This window comes from Glycomyces tenuis DSM 44171, assembly GCF_000427885.1.
Lineage (GTDB): Bacteria > Actinomycetota > Actinomycetes > Mycobacteriales > Micromonosporaceae > Glycomyces > Glycomyces tenuis.
This window is the reverse complement of record NZ_ATYW01000002.1, coordinates 45,292-60,091: the sequence shown is the minus strand read 5'-3', so window position 1 is coordinate 60,091 and position 14,800 is coordinate 45,292. Positions and strand designations below refer to the sequence as shown.

Here is a 14,800-nt window from a genome sequence, read left to right as displayed (position 1 = left end):
TTGTATGACTCTTTCACGCCGAACGCAAGCCGACCGCTCCGCCGCGACCCGTGCCGCCCTCATCGCCGCAGGCAGGACGCTGTTCGCCCAGCACGGCTTCGCCGGGGTCGGCACCGAGGCGATCGTCCGCGAGGCGTCGGTGAGCCGCGGCGCCCTCTACCACCAGTTCGGGGACAAGACCGAGCTGTTCGCCGCCGTCCTCGACGAGGTGGAGCATGAGATCGCGCAGGAGCTCGTGGCCGCCGCCGGCACGAGCGGCGACGGCGATTTCGTGGAGCTGATGCTGGAGACCTTCACCGCCTGGCTCGACGCCTGCCAGACCCCGCACGTGCAGCGGATCGTCCTGATCGACGGGCCGTCCGTGCTCGGGTGGGCGCGCTGGCGCGCGATCTGCCAGCATCACGTCCTGGGCCTGGTCGAGGGCATGCTCAGCGAGGGCGTGGCCGCCGGTGCGCTCACGCCGCTCCCGGTCAAGCCGTTGGCGCACGTCCTGCTCGCCATGGCCGACGAGGCGGCGCTCTACGTCGACGCCGCGCCGTCGCCCGCCGCCGCGCAAGCGGACATGGTCGCCGTCGTGCGCCCGTTGATCGAAGCCCTGGCCCGCGAATGACCGGAGTCGAGGGATCCTGGATCGCGCCGACGCCGGGCCCTCCCGGCCCGGCGTCGGCGCGCCGCTACTCGGCATGGTGGCTGCTCTCGGCGGCGGCCCCGCGGGCGCCGCGCCCCAGTCCGAAGGCGGCGGTGGCCGCGGCGACGACGGCGAGGACGCCGATGAACGCGAAGGCGATGCGGAAGCCGTCGAGGCCGGATCCGGCGACCAGCACGGCCGACACCGCGGCCACGCCCGCGGCGCCGCCGATCTCGGTCATGGTCTGCACGAGGCCGGCCGCCAGCCCCAGCTCCGATCGCGACACGCCGGTCAGGGCGCCGATCTGCAGCGCGGGGAAGCAGATCCCGCAGCCGAGCCCGGCGAGCAGGAAGGCCGGCAGCAGGTCGGCGAGGTAACCGCCGTCGGCGGGGACCCTCGTCAGCCACAGCGCTCCGAAGGCGAAGAGCGAGAGGCCCGTGATCAGCACCCATCGCACGCCGACGACGGCGGCGAGCCGGGAGCCGATCATGGCCGCCGCGAGGACGGTGACCGTCGTGGCCAGCCATGCCAGGCCGGTCTTCGCCGGCGAATAGCCGAGTTCCTGCTGCATCATCAGAGAACCGATGAAGATGAACGCGAGGAAGGCGCAGGACTGGAGGAACGCGGTGACGTTGGCGGCGACGAGCGTGCGGTTCCGAAGCGTCGCGGCCGGCACGAGCGGGGCGGAGGAGCGTGCCTCGATCCGCACGAACGCCAGGATCAAGACGGCGGCCGCCGCGAACAGCGCCAGCGTGGACCAGGAGAGCCAGCCGTGCCCGGTGGCGTGGTGCAGCGCGTAGACGCACAGCAGCAGCCCGCCCGTCACCGTGGCGGCTCCGGCGATGTCGAGGCGCGTGGTGCGGTCGCCGGCCCGATCGCGGGCGAGGAACGCCAGGGCGAGCGCGATGAACAGCGCGCCCGCGGGGACGTTGATGAAGAACGCCCAACGCCAGCCGGGACCGGCGGCCAGCAGGCCGCTCGCGACGACCCCCACGGACGCGGCGGCCCCGTCCACGGCCCCGAAGACGCCGAACGCTCGGTTGCGTTCCCGCCCCTCCGGGAAAGTGGCGGCCAGCAGCGACAGGGCCGCCGGTGCGATGAGCGCGGCACCGAATCCCTGGAGGCCGCGGGCCGCGATCAGAAGGGCGGCGTCCTGCGCGATGCCCGCCAGGAGCGACGCGGCGGTGAAGACGGCGAGTCCGGTGACGAAGACGCGTCGGCGCCCCAGTTGATCGGTCATCCGTCCGCCGAAGAGGAGGAATCCACCGAGCAGCAGTCCGTAGGCGACGACGACCCATTGCACCACACCGGCGCCGACGCCGAGGTCGCGCTGGATCGACGGCACCGCCACGTTCACGATGGCGGTGTCGAGACCCACCATCGCCCCGGCCGCGCAGGTCAGGGCCAGGATGAGCCCTCGCCTGATCCGCGGCGTCGGCGGTGCTCCGGTGGTCGTGGTGGTCTCGGCTTGGAGTTCCATGAGTGACATCGGTCGTTCCTCCGTCAGGTCGGTTTTGCCTCACCGACGAAGGGGCGGCCCGGATATCGACATCGCTGGAGAAAAAATCCGCGTTTTTTGCGGCGAACGGCCGCTCTAGGCCGTTGACGCAGGTCAGAGGTCGTTGAGGCGGCCGGTCAGGTAGCGGCGCTCCGCCTCTGACGGCGCCAGCCGGAGCGCCTCTTCGTAGGCCGCTTGGGCCTCGGCCGTGCGGCCGTCCCGTCTGAGGAGATCGGCCTGGGTCGCGGGCAGCAGGTAGTACCCGTCGAGGCGGCCGGACCGCGCGAGCTCATCGACCAGTGCGAGGCCGGCGGGGACGCCCTCGGACATCGCGACCGCCACGGCCCGGTTGAGGTCCACTACCGGGGACGGCGCCATGCGGGCCAGTTCCGCGTAGAGGGCCGCGATCTGCGGCCAGTCGGTGCTCGCGGTGTCGGGTGCCGCGGCATGGCAGGCGGCGATCGCGGCCTGCACCTGGTAGGGGCCGCCGCGTCGCATGGCCAGCGCCTGGTCGAGCACGGCCACGCCTTCTGCGATCAAGGCGCGATCCCATCTGGATCGGTCCTGCTGCTCGAGCGTGACCAGCACGCCGTCGTCGGTGCGGCTCGCGCGCCGGGCCTCGTTCAGCAGCATCAGCGCCAGCAGGCCGAGCGGCTCGGGCTCGTGCGGCATCAGGCGGGCGAGCACCCTGGCGAGGTGGATCGCCTCTGCGGTCAGGGCTCTGCGCGAGTCTTGATCGCTGTAGCCCTCGTTGAAGATCAGGTAGAGCACCGCGAGCACCGAGGCCAGTCGTTCGGGGAGCAGTTCGGCCGGGGGGACGCGGTAGGGGATGCCGGCCTCGGCGATCTTGCGCTTGGCGCGGACGAGACGTTGCGCCATCGTGGTCTCGGCGGTGAGGAACGCCTTGGCGATCTCGGCGGTGCTCAATCCGGCGAGCGTGCGCAGTGTGAGAGCGACTCTGGCCTCGAACGGCAGTGCCGGATGACAGCATGTGAAGATCAGCCGCAGCCGGTCGTCGGGGATCTCGCCCACTGGCGGTTCGCCCTGGTCGCGGGCCAGTATGGCGAGCTGGCGCAGCTTCGCGTTCCCGGCGGTGTCGCGCCGCAGCCGGTCGGTCGCGCGGTTGCGCGCCGCGGTGGTGAGCCAGGCGCCCGGACGGCTCGGAATGCCGTCGCGCGGCCAGGTCGCCAGCGCGGCCGCGAACGCGTCCTGCGCGCAATCCTCCGCGAGGTCCCAGTCCCGAGTCAATCCGATCAGCGTCGCGACCACCTGACCCCATTCGTCACGGTAGGCCGCGTCGACCGCCGCACGGACGGCGTGTTCGGGTGCGGTCATTCCCAGACCGGGCGAATCTCGACGCTTCCCCACTGCGCGTAGAGGTGGCCGGCGGCGATCTCGATCGCCTCGTCGAGGTCGGCGCAGTCGACGACCACGACGCCGCCGACGAAGTCCTTGGTCTCGGCGAACGGCCCGTCGGCGACCAGCGTCTCGCCATTGCGGGACCGGACTGTCGTGGCGGCGGCGGTCGGGCGCAGCCTCGCGCCGAACAGCTCGACGCCCCGCCGTTCGAGGTCCGCCTCCCACGCCTGGTGCGTCGGGTCGGCCTTCAGCTCTTCTTTGCTCGGTGACCGAGTCTCGTCATCACAGATCAGCAGAACGTACTTCATGGGGCTGAGTCTGACACGCCTTCGCGACAACCGCGCGGTGTCTGGCGGCAGCCCCGTCCTGACTGCAATCCCGCGCCCAACTATGCGGCACCGCTACCCCGCGCCTGCTCGACCGACGGCTCGCGCCTGAACAACGCGAAGCCATCGTCATCGCCTGCAACGGCGGCATGCCGCAAAGAGACCTCGCAGTCCAGATTCGGGCGCTCACGCGCAAGTTCAAGGTCGGTCGGGACACGGTTCTCAAGGCCCTGGCATCGGCGGCGAGCGCCGATACCGCCTCGGTCGACACAGGTGCCGTGTAGGTGAGGACCGCATTGGGATCGGCCAGTTCGAGGAGGCGGCAGGCGGTGGCGTTCGGCACCGGCGGACAGGGCGAGGTCACGCAGGGGTGCCAAGCGGCGGGTGTTCGAGCACGCGGGGCTTGTACTCGACCAGTTGGATGCGGCCGTCGAAGGTGCGGTGCTCGATCATCTCGAGTGCGGCGTCCGGATAGCCGTCGTAGATGCGTTCCGCGCCCGTGGCCCCGGTGATCACCGGGAACATCACGACCCGGAAGCGGTCGACGAGTCCGGCTCGCAGCAGGGACCGGCACAGGCTGAGGCTGCCGATCGTGCTGAGCAGCCCCGAGCCGCTCGACTTCATGTCGCGGACCACCTCGACGGCGTCGTCCCGGACGAGCGTGGAGTTGGCCCACGTCAGTGGCTCCTCGAGCGAAGAGGAGAACACCACCTTGGACGCTTGCGTGAGCTCGTCGACCGACGCCTCTTCTTCGGGCCTGAACTCGTCTTGGCCGGTCGGGACCTCGCCGGCGGCGAAGCCCGACATCAGGCGGTAGGTGTTCGCTCCCATCAGGTAGGTGACCTCGGGTTGCTCACCGAGCCAGGCGAGGTACTCCGGGCCCTCAAGGCCCCAGAACCCAGGCCATCCCTCTCCCGATGCGTAGCCGTCGAGGGAGGTGATGAAATCGACCAGAAGCTCCGACATGGTGATGTCCTTTCCTTGGATGTCATGAGTTTGGACCGGCCGGGAGCCACGAACTCATCGGCCACGCCATGGAGTAATGAGAAAACCCATAATCCTGCAGCCCATCGCCTCGTCCGAGGACCTGACCACCTGTAAGCGGAGGTCCTTCAGCTCGGCGTCATCACGCGGGCTCTTACCGATCAGCGCTCCCTTGATCACCCCAGCACTCCGCTCGCCCATGCTCTGGCACCGGCCCTCCTACCGACAACCACCGACAGGTGGTCCTGAAACTCATCAGAACGCACCTGCCCAGCTCGACTACCGCAAGTCATCCTGACGGAATGTCGACATTTATTCATTATTGTTGTGGCGCTTGATGTTTCGGATTCGCTCTAACATGTGATGGCGGTGGTGCCCTGGCTGGGGCCGGGATACTTTCATCCCATGGCGGGCGCGGTGAGGCAACCGCTCTCGCACGTCGGTACATGATCGACATCCAGACCGGCATCGCCATCACCACGTCCGAGCCGATCTGGGAACGGCTGCTCGGCGTCCGCGAGTTCTCCCCCACGATCGAACCCACTTACGAAGACGACCCCCTGAGCGTTTCTCATCGGTGGCGAGTTTCGTTGCAGGCCGATGAAGAAGCTCCTGGGACGACAACTGGCGACCAAACTCGTCGTCTTCCAGGAGCCCTCGATGTTGTTGTGCCTGATGGCGCTGCCGCTGTCGACGCGCACCGGGCCACCCAGATCGCCCAAGCCATCGCCCCCCTCAACGCTCTCGAACGCCGCTCGGGGAACGCGACCCGGTAATCGCTGGTGCCCCGGCCAGACCTGGCATACGGTGACCCGGTGGGCCAGACCTACTTGACGACCGAGCGCATGCGACTGCGCCACTTGCGATCAGCAGACCTCGATCTGCTGGTTGCGCTGAACAGCGACCCCGATGTGATGCGACATATCGACTGGGCCCCGCCTCCCCGGGCGGCAGTGGCCGCCGAGATCGCCGAGCTGCTGGCCGAGCGTCGGCGATACCCCGCGCACAGCCGATTCATCGCCGAAGACCACGAGGGAGCCTTCCTCGGCTGGTTCGGCTTGATCGTTCTCACTGACGGACCGACCGCACCGTCACTGGGTTACCGGCTGCGCCGCGCGCGCTGGGGCCAAGGGCTGGCCACCGAGGGCGGTCGGGCGCTGGTCGACCATGCCTTCACGCACTTGGGCGCCGAACGGGTCAGCGCCGAGACCATGGCCATCAACACCGCCTCCCGCCGAGTGATGGAAAAGTGCGGCCTGCGCTACCTGCGCACCTCCCATCAAGCGTTCGACAACCCGCTCCCGGGCACCGAGCACGGCGAGGTCTGGTACGAGATCACCCGCGACGAATGGCGGCACCCCAAAGAGACCACCGAAGACAGCCCCATCCTCAAACAACATCAGCCAGGTTGAGAACAGCTCATTCTGCTCCGGCCAGTAGTTCCATGCCTTCGTCAGGGTCCAACGGCGCAGCACCGTGCTCGAAGCCCCGGGCTACGCCGATCCACAGCGCAATCCTGGTCTGACGTTTCAGGAGATTTGCATAGTCCGTGTAGATCTCGAACTTCTTCTCATCCCACCGTTCCGCCCGAGACCACTGCCAACAAAGTTTGTCGGTCCGGCTCGATGCTGCATATGAGCCGACAGCGCCAATGATGACACCTATCGGTGCCGGAAGTTGATCGAGAATGCCCATCTGTCTCTCCATGCATAGTTCTCCCAACACTCTGCCTTGCCCAGGGAGGCCACGGGGGACGTAGAACACCGTGACACCTTGAAGGGACGATTACGGTGCTGATCAGCGGCAGGTGCAGTACTGGTTGCTGGGTGTGGCAAAGGCGCTCTCGGCACCGGAACGACTGGCCCACGCAGTCCCGGGCAGTTGCGGTCTCAGGTGCCGTCGGTGCCGCGGCGCGCTTCCCATACCCGTTTGGCGAAGTGCTCGACATCGCGTCGGCGGCGCGGGTCGGCACCGACCCAGTCGTCGCCGCGCGGTGCTTTCCAGCGGGGGCGGTTCGAGTCGAGTCCGACCACCATGCCCAGCACGGCCCGGCCCCTCCCGCAGGTGGCGACCCGCGCCCAGGGCCGCCCGGCCACCAGGGAGCACCGGAGTTTGCGGCCGTCGATCCGCCTGAACCGCACGAACGGCATGGGCGCCAGGACGCTGCCGGTGGCGAACGCGAAGGCCACCATCACCACCGCCATCAGGCCCATGACCGCATGCACCCAGTACCGGGGGTCGAGGTCGGCCGCGCCGCCTCGGGACCACATGGAGGTGACGGCGATGATCGAGGCGAGCACGAGCGTGAGCAGCGCCGGCGCGTCGGGCCACCGCCGCATGAGGTCACTGGTCCGCCGCAGCCACCTGGTGCGCACCATCGCTTCGACGCGCCGGCGCAGCGGCTCGCCGGCGGTGAACGGCGGCATGGTGATCAGCAGGCCCACCACCGCCAGCGCGACCGCGATGCCAAAGCCCCACCAGCGCGGCGACAGCCACCCCGGGCAGGCGCCGCCGCACCCGAAGTCCCAGGCGCGGTCGAAGATGTCGGTCAGCAGGCTGATGGTCACCGCCGGGCCGACCGCGGCCACGACCCAGCGGGTGGATTCGGCCGCGGCCCTGGTGACGGCGTGGTTGACCATGACGAGGTTGAGCGCGTAGAACAGCGACAGCACACCGGGCCCCAGCACCAGGCCCGACAGCGACAGACCGAGCAGGGCCTGGTGGGGTGAGGGGCCCTTGCTGGCCAGATGCGCATACAGGAAAGCGCAGATCATCAGTGAACTCATCGCGTAGAACAGGGTCTTGACGATGAACTTCGGTTCGATGCGGCCGCCTTCGGCGCCGCGGCCGCCGTCGACGGGGTGGGCGTTCTGGCGCCCGAGGTAGAGCACCAGGCCGGTGAATGCGAAACCCGCGAGAACAGCTGCGAGTGAGCCGTACATCTGGGCCGAGGGGCCGTTGTCGGGCAGGATCGCCTGCAGCTCGCTCGCGTCGATGACCGATCGCCTTCACCGTGGGGGACGGAACAGGCTTCGCATTATGGCGCAGGCCATCGAACGGCACTGTCCAAGATCCGACACTCACTCCTCAAAGCCAAGTTCCTGACAGACGCTGAGTAGCGGACGAAGCCTCCGGGCCAATAGAGGCCTGTTGCTTGTGCAGGGAAGGCTCGGTCGTCGTGGAGCTCACCTCGAACATGCTGCCACGAAGGAGCAGCTGATGTGGTTCGCAGTGTCTGTGACCGGTTGCGAACGGGCACAGCCGGTCACATGGGGGCCGTGTTGTGATCGCCAGTAGCCCAGAGACGCTGGCCTCGGCGGGCTTTTGGGCCCCGATCTCGTCGCCGATGGCGGTGCGGGCTTCGGTGAGGGCGGCCCAGGCGTCGGGGCGGGTGCGGTCGATGGCGCGTTCGAGGACAGCGGTCGCGGCGTCAAGGTCGTCGGCGTCGCGGTGGAGGGCGGCGAGGTGGACATCAAGGCAATCGAACCCGGCATCGGCGCTGAGTCACATAATGACATCGCCCGCGACCAGCTACTGCCGGTCACAGGCGATCACATGGGCCCCATGAGGGGAGTGGTGCGGTGGAGGTTCTACATTCTTATTCGAACCCAAACTCGCAGGTAAACGAGGTGATCGACAGTATGGCGGCCCCACTCGAGCCGCCGACATCGCCGTCAGGCCCCTCCTGGCAGCCACGTCCGGACTGCGATCCTTCATTTGTGGACAAGCCACCCCTGCTGCAACCCCATGCGTTGAGCCGCAGGCTGACCGCCGACCAGCGCCTGGAGATCGCCGTCGCGTTCAGCAATGGTATCCCGCAGAAGGAACTCGCGGCGGCGCACGGGATTAGCATCCGGAGCGTCAAACGCCTGGTCAAGACTGCTCGGAACGCCGGGGTGATCGGTTCACAACCACAAGCGACCTGACACTCCCGCCCTGTTCGCTACATCGGCCCCCGACCCGGTGGCCTCCAGTTGGGACCGGCTCCGATGTCGGATCGAGTCCGCACCCGAGGAGTCCGGGAGATTTCTCTACTCAAAGAATAGGGAAGGCTGCATTGCCGCTGGACCATCGAAAACAGAGGATTGGCGGCACACGCCCGGGGACGGCCCCGGGTACTGAGCTGAGAGGCAGCCGATGCACTCGATCCACCGCCGCACTGCCGCCGTCATCGGGGCGTTCGCCTCACTGGCCGTGACCACTGCCGCCTGCACGGCAACCGATGACCTCGAGGGGGATTCGTCATCACTGCAGTCCGCGGTGGAGGCGGCCCACGAGGAGGGCGGGTTCGTCAGCGTGTCGGCCGAAGTGCGAGACGGCGAACACTACGACTCGGCCGGGGCGGGCGTCGCCGACGTCATCACGGACGAGCCCGTCCCAGAGGAGGGCCACTTCCGAGCGGGCAGCGTCACCAAGACGTTCATCGCCACCCTCCTGCTGCAACTCGAAGCCGAGGGCGAGGTCGCCATCGACGACTCCGTCGAGCGCTGGCTCCCCGGCCTGATCTCCGGCAACGGCTATGACGGCAGCGCCATCACGCTGAGGAACCTGCTGCAGCACACCAGCGGCCTGCCCAACTACTCCACCGTCAAAGACTTCGACATGACCGCCACCGCCTTCGAGAACGAGCGGTGGACCCACTACGACCCCGAGGACCTCGTCGCCATCGCACTCGCGGAAGAGCCCCTCTTCCCGCCCGCGGGCCCAGACGAGCCGGAGCCGACGTGGGCGTACTCCAATACCAATTACGTCGTCGCCGGCATGGTCATCGAGGAGGTCACCGGCAACGACTGGCGCCAGGAGCTGCAAGAGCGCATCCTCGACCCGCTCGGCATGGAGGACACCTTCGCGCCCGGCGACGACCCGCGCGTCCCCGAGCCGCACGCCAAGACGTACAAGAAGTTCCCCGAGGACCGGTCCACCTGGGTGGACACCACGGTACGAAACCCGTCCTCGCTCGACGCCGCGGCCGAGCTCATCACCACCAAGCGGGACCTGGACACCTTCATGACCGCCCTGCTCGGCGGCGAGCTGCTGCCTGACGAGCAGCTCGAGAAGATGCAGCAGACCGTCCCCGTCGACGATGCCATGCAGCAGATGATGCCCGGCGCCGAGTACGGCCTCAGCCTGCTGCGCCAGCCGCTGTCGTGCGGCGGCGAGCAGTGGGACCTGGGCGGCCAGGTCGTCGGGGGCGACACGCTCGTCGCTCAGACGGCCGACGGCGGCAAGGGCGTCGTCGTCTCCGCGACGGGCATGGCCGGCCCCGAGGAGATTATGCAGGGCGGGCAAGCGCTGCAGCACCTGGTGGACCAGGCTCTTTGCGGGCAGGAGCAGTGACGGAGCCACCTCCGGCAGCTTCGAGGGTGAGCAGGGAACAGTCCCTGCACCCTCGACTGCGGGGCCCTAGGAAGCCGTCAAAGAATGAGTCTTTCTCAACCTAGGTGAGTTCGGTCGTGGGGCAAGAAAGAAGCTCCTGTAGAACAACGGCCGTCTACTTCCGCTGCCCGCCAGGAGCTTCGAATGCTGCGGCACCCAGGCCACCCTGCCCCTCTCGAGCCGTACCCCGCGCCTCGCCGCCCGGCTCGTCCGTCCCCACCCGCACGACCATCGGCTCCCGCTGGCGGGTCCTCGAACCCGGCCAGCAGGCGCTGCCCACCTTCGCCTATTTGCACCAAGGCCATACCTATGAGCAGCTCGCCCTGGGCTTCGGGGTCTCCCGAGCCACCGCCGCGCGGCGCGTCAACGAAGTGATCGACCTGCTTCGCAGCATGCGCTGACGCTGCGCGCCGGTCTGCGGAAGGCCAAGCGCTCGGGCCGAGGCTTGATGATCCTCGACGGCACCCTCATCCGCACCGACCGCCTCGCCGCCGACCGACCCTACTACCAGGTCAAGCACCGATCCCACGGGATGAACCTGCAGGTGATCGCCGATCCGGACGGACATCTGTTGTGGATCTCGGGCGCGATCCGCGGCTCGATCCACGGCACCGCCGCCGCCCGCAGACCGGACCTCCCCAGATCCCGCGCCTGCTGCGCGAGTACGGCCTGTTCGCCCTGGCCGACAAGGGCTGGACCATGATCTGGTCGTCACGCCCGACAAGGGGAAGGGCAAACCGGAATACCAGAAGGCGCACAACCGGCTCCATGCGCGGCTGCGCGGAGCCGGTGAGCGAGCCTTCGCAGAACTCAAGAAGTGGCGCCTCCTGCGGAAACTCCGCTGCGACCCACACCAGGCCACCCAGATCGCCCGCGCCATCGCCACCCTCGACCAACAAGAACGCCAATCAGGATGAGAAAGCCTCAATGACTCCATCGATTCGCCCGCAGCGAGGATGCCCAAGGTCTTGCTCATGCCTCATGGTCGTGGCCGCGAAATCGCGGACTTATTTCCTGACGGCTCCCAGGGCGTCGACGTCTTTTCCTCATGTCGGTTTTGGTGTGATGTCGAGGAGTTGGAGGGTGGCGGAGGCGAGGTCGGTTGCGCCGCCGCAGTGGGGCAGGTCGGTGGTGTAGTGGACGGTAGGGCATGATCCTTTGGGGTCGACACCCTGAAGCCCCGACGTTGCATTCTCCCGTGATCACACGGTCGCTTCTGATACCTCGCGGTGCTCGATCACCGCTATACATGGTCGAGCACCAACGAGCACCGTGGTGGAGGCACTGCATGCTTATGCGAACCCAAATCCCCGGGTAGACGCGATAGTTGACAGGCTCTCACGAGTCGAAGGCAAACGCCCTGAAGCTTCAGGTCCCTCATGGTACGTCCCCAATGACGCCGAGGCGAGTCGACGGTCGCCGAGATCTGCACCCCAAGAGCTCTTCAGAGGCGACTCACTTCGAAACAGCGCGAGTCCATCGTCAGAGTCTACGCGGAAGGCACTCGGCAAAAGAAACTCGCCGCCGAGTTCGGTATCCGTGATCGAAGTGTGAAGCGACTGGTCGGGCAGGCCAGGAATTCCGGAATGGAGTTCAGAACCCGCGCAATCTGAAACCGATCAGATCCGTCCGCCGGCCTACCTGCGTCCGGTGAACTCAGAGTTTTCGCGCAGCACCGCCAGTTTGCCTTTCGAAGTCCCTCATGAAGTCGGCGAGGTCGAACGCCTCTGCGGGCTCGGCGCGATGAGTCAGAAATGCTTCTGCTTCGACCTGCGATGTGCGGCTTTTGCGCCTTCGAGCAGGGTCATCACCGCGACGGCGACCCACAGCGGCGCGACGAGAACATAAACGGGGAACAGGATTTCGATGTCCGCGGGCACCAGGGCCTCCTGCAAAGGCTCGGTGAGCACGAAGGCCAGCGACCAGACACCGCCGCACAGCAGCGCAATGTACGCTTGCCGCGGCACGTAGTACTCCCGGAAACGCCGTCGCGCCTCGGCTTTGAAGCCGGGGTCGCTCCGCCAGGCCTGCCAGACGACATAGCGGCGGCTCTCACCTTGGGAGGAGGCGAGCGCACGGAGCTCGTTCTCGGCGACCTGCTCCCGCAGTTCCGCCTCCGTTCGAGGGGCTCGGTCGCGGTCCTCCTGGTTGAAGAAGAGCCCTCTGTTCTCGGCCACTTCGAACTTGATGTCGTCCAACTTCACCGCCGGAAGGATGAAACCGCGGTACATCACCGTGAGGGCCCCGGCCAGCCACAGCACGATCCCCCCGGCGACGACCGCGACTTCGATCAGACCGGCAGCGGCGGCGCTCATCCGCCGTCCTGCACGGCACTCGGCGTGCCGCCCAGCAGACCCTTCAACCCGGTCATCGGATAGCCGGTGAGGATGTCACCGAGCCCTCCTCCGAACGGGTTCGCCATGGTGTCGAAGATCGACTTCGCGTTGTCCGCCTGGTAACCCGACCTGAAACCCTGCGTGCCCGGACTCGGGATGTCATTGCGGATCCGATTGATCAGATCCGCGAACTTCATGTCCGTACCCTTGGCGAGCGATCCGAAGGAGAGATCGATCTGCTTGGCCGAACTGAACTTGGACAGGACTCGACCGAGGTCGCCGACGATCTCGTTGAGCTTGGTAAAGCGAGTGCTGAGCATCTGCATGGCGTCGCCGAGCTTGGTGAGATGTTTCATGATCTTCGCGCTCACGCTCATCGCGTCCACGATGATGCCGCCGATCATCGCCGCGAACGACCCGCCGAGGGTGATCCACGACGAAGCGAGGGCCGCGAGGGCGTACATGATCGCGCGGGAGACGAAGTCACAGATGAGCTCTAGGATCAGGCCGCGGGTGACGGCGGTCCAGATGCCCATGACCATCATGTAGCCGCCCATGATGTCGGAAGCGGTACCCGCTCCCTTGATGGCGTCGCCGAAGTCGGTCAGCAGGAGCCGGTAGGTGTCGGCGGCGTCGCCCTGCCATTCGGACAGGGAGTCCAGCTCAGCCTTGAGGTCCTCGCCGGCCTGGTCGAGTACCCCGGCGATGTTGCCCCAGGTGTCTTTGGTCGCGTTGATCGCGCCCGGGTCCCCGGCCACCCATTCGAGGGGTTCCCTGAGGAAGTCGACGTGCTCGATGAGGAACCCGACGCCGGCCATAATGAACTCTTTGAACGGGTTGGCGACGAACGCGAGCAGGTCGAGCGCGGCCACGGTCCCGTTGAGGGCGTATTCCAGGCCCGTGTCGGAATTGAGGAGGTCCTGCGCGCTGGCGGCCACGCGAGCGCCGTCGAGTTCTCCCCAGGGCGGATCGTCTGCAGTGTCGTTGACGATGAGGTCGTTCACTAGTTGCCCCTGATGTGGACGTTGAAGGTCTCGGCGACTGAGGAATCGCACTCCTCATAGGCGTCGCAGGTCGCCTTGACGCGGACCGACGCCTCCTTGGCGGCCTCCCGGGCGGTCTCGATGAGGTTCGTGGCGATCGCCGCGATGGCCATGGCGCCCGCGGCGAACGGAAGGTTGACGATCCCGAAGTCCAGCATGCTGCCCGCACCTTTGGCCTCCGCGGCCGCGTGCGCTTGCGTGACCGGGCCGATCACCTTCGAGTCGATCCCATCCACATGTGTCTGGAACGCTTCGGGGTCCGGCACGTTGAATCCTTCACCCATGGCGGCATACTCCTCACCCTGCGTCCGCGCGCGGGCCTGGCGCACCAGGTCGTTGTCCTCGCCGAACACCGACGCCAAAGCGCCGGTGGCGCTACGGCCCGCCTGATCCGCCGCCTCGCGGTAGGTCACCTTGATCAACTCGGCGAGCGATTGGGCCGACATCTGCCGGCTGGCCGGACTCAAATAGAGGTCCTGCAGCGATCCGCCGATGCCAACCGTCACCGTGACCTCTCCGTCAGGGGAGGTCACGGACGCTTGCGCGGCTTCCATCGCCTCGCCCAGAGATGAGGCCTTCTCCGCCATAGAGGCCATACGGCCCTGGAACTCTCGCATATAGCCTTCGGGGTCTTCGAAAACAGAGGGCAACGCTCAGCCGCCTTCGGTGTCGAGGGGATCACAGAATGCAGCACCCAGCGTAGCAACGACATGCAAACCCTGCTGGCCTGCCCGCTGCGGGCTCCGAAGACCGAACATGACGGAAAAGACCCGCTGAACCACCTGTGCCACAGAGAAACCGACAGCGTTACGAAGGGGAAGAGCATTATGCCCGCCCGCGACCGGTCACAACCAATCACAGGCTGGCACAAGCGTTCACACGTGACCTTCTGCATTCTTATTCGAAGCCATCACCGCAGGTAGACGCCGCTCTAGATCGCCTCGAAAACGCACTTAAGGCGGACGAGTCGTCTTCAGGCCCTTCGAGTCGGTCACGATGGGGCAGCGAATTCTCCGTTATGGACTCACCGCAAGCACGACCGCGGTCCTTGCACAGGCGGCTGAGCGACGTGCAACGTGAAGCGATCGTCACCGCCTTCAATCACGGTACGCCGCAAAAAGAGTTGGCCGCAAGATACGGGATCAGCGTCCGCAGCGTCAGACGCCTGGTTCGCGATTCCCGCGAATCCGTCAGCCTCAACGATCACCCGCAGACTGGATGACATATCCAAGATCCGACGTTTTCGGGTC

16 protein-coding genes and 1 pseudogene are annotated in these 14,800 nt (G+C 67.0%); 8 read left to right on the top strand and 9 right to left on the bottom strand.

From position 1 onward, the window contains the following. The first annotated feature begins 4 nt into the window (after positions 1-4). A complete protein-coding gene (locus YWW_RS0102790; protein ID WP_026928897.1) occupies positions 5-610 on the top strand; it encodes a TetR/AcrR family transcriptional regulator in 606 nt (201 codons plus the stop codon). A 64-nt stretch (positions 611-674) separates the two neighbouring features. Here the strand turns inward: YWW_RS0102790 and YWW_RS27970 are convergent, their stop codons facing one another. The 4 genes from YWW_RS27970 to YWW_RS0102770 all read right to left on the bottom strand — a co-directional run bounded on the left by YWW_RS27970 (position 675) and on the right by YWW_RS0102770 (position 4,777). Then, a complete protein-coding gene (locus tag YWW_RS27970; RefSeq protein ID WP_211228406.1) occupies positions 675-2,117 on the bottom strand; it encodes an MFS transporter in 1,443 nt (480 codons plus the stop codon). Positions 2,118-2,240: 123 nt separating this feature from the next. Further along, positions 2,241-3,461, bottom strand: a complete 1,221-nt coding sequence (locus YWW_RS0102780) for an RNA polymerase sigma factor (RefSeq protein ID WP_026928896.1) — start codon at positions 3,459-3,461, stop codon at positions 2,241-2,243. Beyond that, the gene (locus YWW_RS0102775) at positions 3,458-3,793 is read right to left on the bottom strand and encodes a YciI family protein (protein WP_026928895.1); all 336 of its coding nucleotides are present in this window, start codon (positions 3,791-3,793) and stop codon (positions 3,458-3,460) included. Before YWW_RS0102775 ends, YWW_RS0102780 begins: the two co-directional genes overlap by 4 nt. A gap of 378 nt (positions 3,794-4,171) precedes the next feature. Then, positions 4,172-4,777, bottom strand: coding sequence for a dihydrofolate reductase family protein (locus tag YWW_RS0102770; protein WP_026928894.1), 606 nt, complete (start codon positions 4,775-4,777; stop codon positions 4,172-4,174). Between the two features lie 464 nt (positions 4,778-5,241). Here YWW_RS0102770 and YWW_RS0102760 point away from each other — a divergent pair, with 464 nt between their 5' ends. Both YWW_RS0102760 and YWW_RS0102755 read left to right on the top strand, forming a co-directional pair. Next, positions 5,242-5,571, top strand: coding sequence for a hypothetical protein (locus YWW_RS0102760; protein ID WP_026928893.1), 330 nt, complete (start codon positions 5,242-5,244; stop codon positions 5,569-5,571). 39 nt (positions 5,572-5,610) lie between these two features. Continuing rightward, positions 5,611-6,207, top strand: a complete 597-nt coding sequence (locus YWW_RS0102755; RefSeq protein ID WP_026928892.1) for a GNAT family N-acetyltransferase — start codon at positions 5,611-5,613, stop codon at positions 6,205-6,207. Between the two features lie 7 nt (positions 6,208-6,214). Here YWW_RS0102755 and YWW_RS35675 read toward each other — a convergent pair whose 3' ends face one another. Both YWW_RS35675 and YWW_RS0102750 read right to left on the bottom strand, forming a co-directional pair. Then, positions 6,215-6,490, bottom strand: coding sequence for a hypothetical protein (locus tag YWW_RS35675; protein ID WP_155829861.1), 276 nt, complete (start codon positions 6,488-6,490; stop codon positions 6,215-6,217). Between the two features lie 194 nt (positions 6,491-6,684). Continuing rightward, complete coding sequence (locus YWW_RS0102750) at positions 6,685-7,737, bottom strand: hypothetical protein (RefSeq protein ID WP_026928891.1); 1,053 nt, start codon at positions 7,735-7,737, stop codon at positions 6,685-6,687. A 382-nt stretch (positions 7,738-8,119) separates the two neighbouring features. On the opposite strand from YWW_RS0102750, the gene YWW_RS0102745 reads away from it, so the two are divergent. From YWW_RS0102745 to YWW_RS33705, 4 genes and pseudogenes are all read left to right on the top strand, one after another. Further along, the gene (locus YWW_RS0102745; RefSeq protein WP_026928890.1) at positions 8,120-8,419 is read left to right on the top strand and encodes a hypothetical protein; all 300 of its coding nucleotides are present in this window, start codon (positions 8,120-8,122) and stop codon (positions 8,417-8,419) included. Between the two features lie 95 nt (positions 8,420-8,514). Then, positions 8,515-8,721 carry a helix-turn-helix domain-containing protein gene (locus YWW_RS34740; protein WP_162145910.1) on the top strand — a complete coding sequence of 69 codons (207 nt, stop codon included), beginning with the start codon at positions 8,515-8,517 and terminating at the stop codon, positions 8,719-8,721. Positions 8,722-8,932: 211 nt separating this feature from the next. Continuing rightward, positions 8,933-10,132 (top strand): serine hydrolase domain-containing protein, encoded by a 1,200-nt coding sequence (locus YWW_RS0102740; protein WP_026928889.1) that lies wholly within the window; start codon positions 8,933-8,935, stop codon positions 10,130-10,132. 163 nt (positions 10,133-10,295) lie between these two features. Further along, positions 10,296-11,088 (top strand): annotated as a pseudogene (locus YWW_RS33705) (transposase). Positions 11,089-11,919: 831 nt separating this feature from the next. Here the strand turns inward: YWW_RS33705 and YWW_RS0102725 are convergent. The 3 genes from YWW_RS0102725 to YWW_RS33695 are packed head-to-tail and all read right to left on the bottom strand — an operon-like array spanning position 11,920 to position 14,200. Beyond that, the gene (locus YWW_RS0102725; protein WP_026928887.1) at positions 11,920-12,486 is read right to left on the bottom strand and encodes a hypothetical protein; all 567 of its coding nucleotides are present in this window, start codon (positions 12,484-12,486) and stop codon (positions 11,920-11,922) included. After that, positions 12,483-13,511: a hypothetical protein gene (locus YWW_RS33700; RefSeq protein WP_051325307.1), complete on the bottom strand. Its 1,029-nt coding sequence runs from the start codon at positions 13,509-13,511 to the stop codon at positions 12,483-12,485. Before YWW_RS33700 ends, YWW_RS0102725 begins: the two co-directional genes overlap by 4 nt. Beyond that, the gene (locus YWW_RS33695) at positions 13,511-14,200 is read right to left on the bottom strand and encodes a YbaB/EbfC family nucleoid-associated protein (RefSeq protein WP_155829859.1); all 690 of its coding nucleotides are present in this window, start codon (positions 14,198-14,200) and stop codon (positions 13,511-13,513) included. The genes YWW_RS33700 and YWW_RS33695 overlap by 1 nt, the downstream gene beginning before the upstream one ends. A 368-nt stretch (positions 14,201-14,568) precedes the next feature. Here YWW_RS33695 and YWW_RS34735 point away from each other — a divergent pair, with 368 nt between their 5' ends. Next, positions 14,569-14,772, top strand: a complete 204-nt coding sequence (locus tag YWW_RS34735; RefSeq protein ID WP_081687150.1) for a sigma factor-like helix-turn-helix DNA-binding protein — start codon at positions 14,569-14,571, stop codon at positions 14,770-14,772. The last annotated feature ends 28 nt before the right edge of the window (positions 14,773-14,800 follow it).

Excerpts from the sequence above, each read along its gene's own strand:
- YWW_RS0102790 (WP_026928897.1), top strand. The coding sequence starts at position 5 with ATGACTCTTTCACGCCGAACGCAAGCCGACCGCTCCGCCGCGACCCGT.
- YWW_RS27970 (WP_211228406.1), bottom strand. The coding sequence starts at position 2,117 with ATGTCACTCATGGAACTCCAAGCCGAGACCACCACGACCACCGGAGCA.
- YWW_RS0102780 (WP_026928896.1), bottom strand. The coding sequence starts at position 3,461 with ATGACCGCACCCGAACACGCCGTCCGTGCGGCGGTCGACGCGGCCTAC.
- YWW_RS0102775 (WP_026928895.1), bottom strand. The coding sequence starts at position 3,793 with ATGAAGTACGTTCTGCTGATCTGTGATGACGAGACTCGGTCACCGAGC.
- YWW_RS0102770 (WP_026928894.1), bottom strand. The coding sequence starts at position 4,777 with ATGTCGGAGCTTCTGGTCGATTTCATCACCTCCCTCGACGGCTACGCA.
- YWW_RS0102760 (WP_026928893.1), top strand. The coding sequence starts at position 5,242 with ATGATCGACATCCAGACCGGCATCGCCATCACCACGTCCGAGCCGATC.
- YWW_RS35675 (WP_155829861.1), bottom strand. The coding sequence starts at position 6,490 with ATGGGCATTCTCGATCAACTTCCGGCACCGATAGGTGTCATCATTGGC.
- YWW_RS0102750 (WP_026928891.1), bottom strand. The coding sequence starts at position 7,737 with ATGTACGGCTCACTCGCAGCTGTTCTCGCGGGTTTCGCATTCACCGGC.
- YWW_RS0102740 (WP_026928889.1), top strand. The coding sequence starts at position 8,933 with ATGCACTCGATCCACCGCCGCACTGCCGCCGTCATCGGGGCGTTCGCC.
- YWW_RS0102725 (WP_026928887.1), bottom strand. The coding sequence starts at position 12,486 with ATGAGCGCCGCCGCTGCCGGTCTGATCGAAGTCGCGGTCGTCGCCGGG.
- YWW_RS34735 (WP_081687150.1), top strand. The coding sequence starts at position 14,569 with ATGGACTCACCGCAAGCACGACCGCGGTCCTTGCACAGGCGGCTGAGC.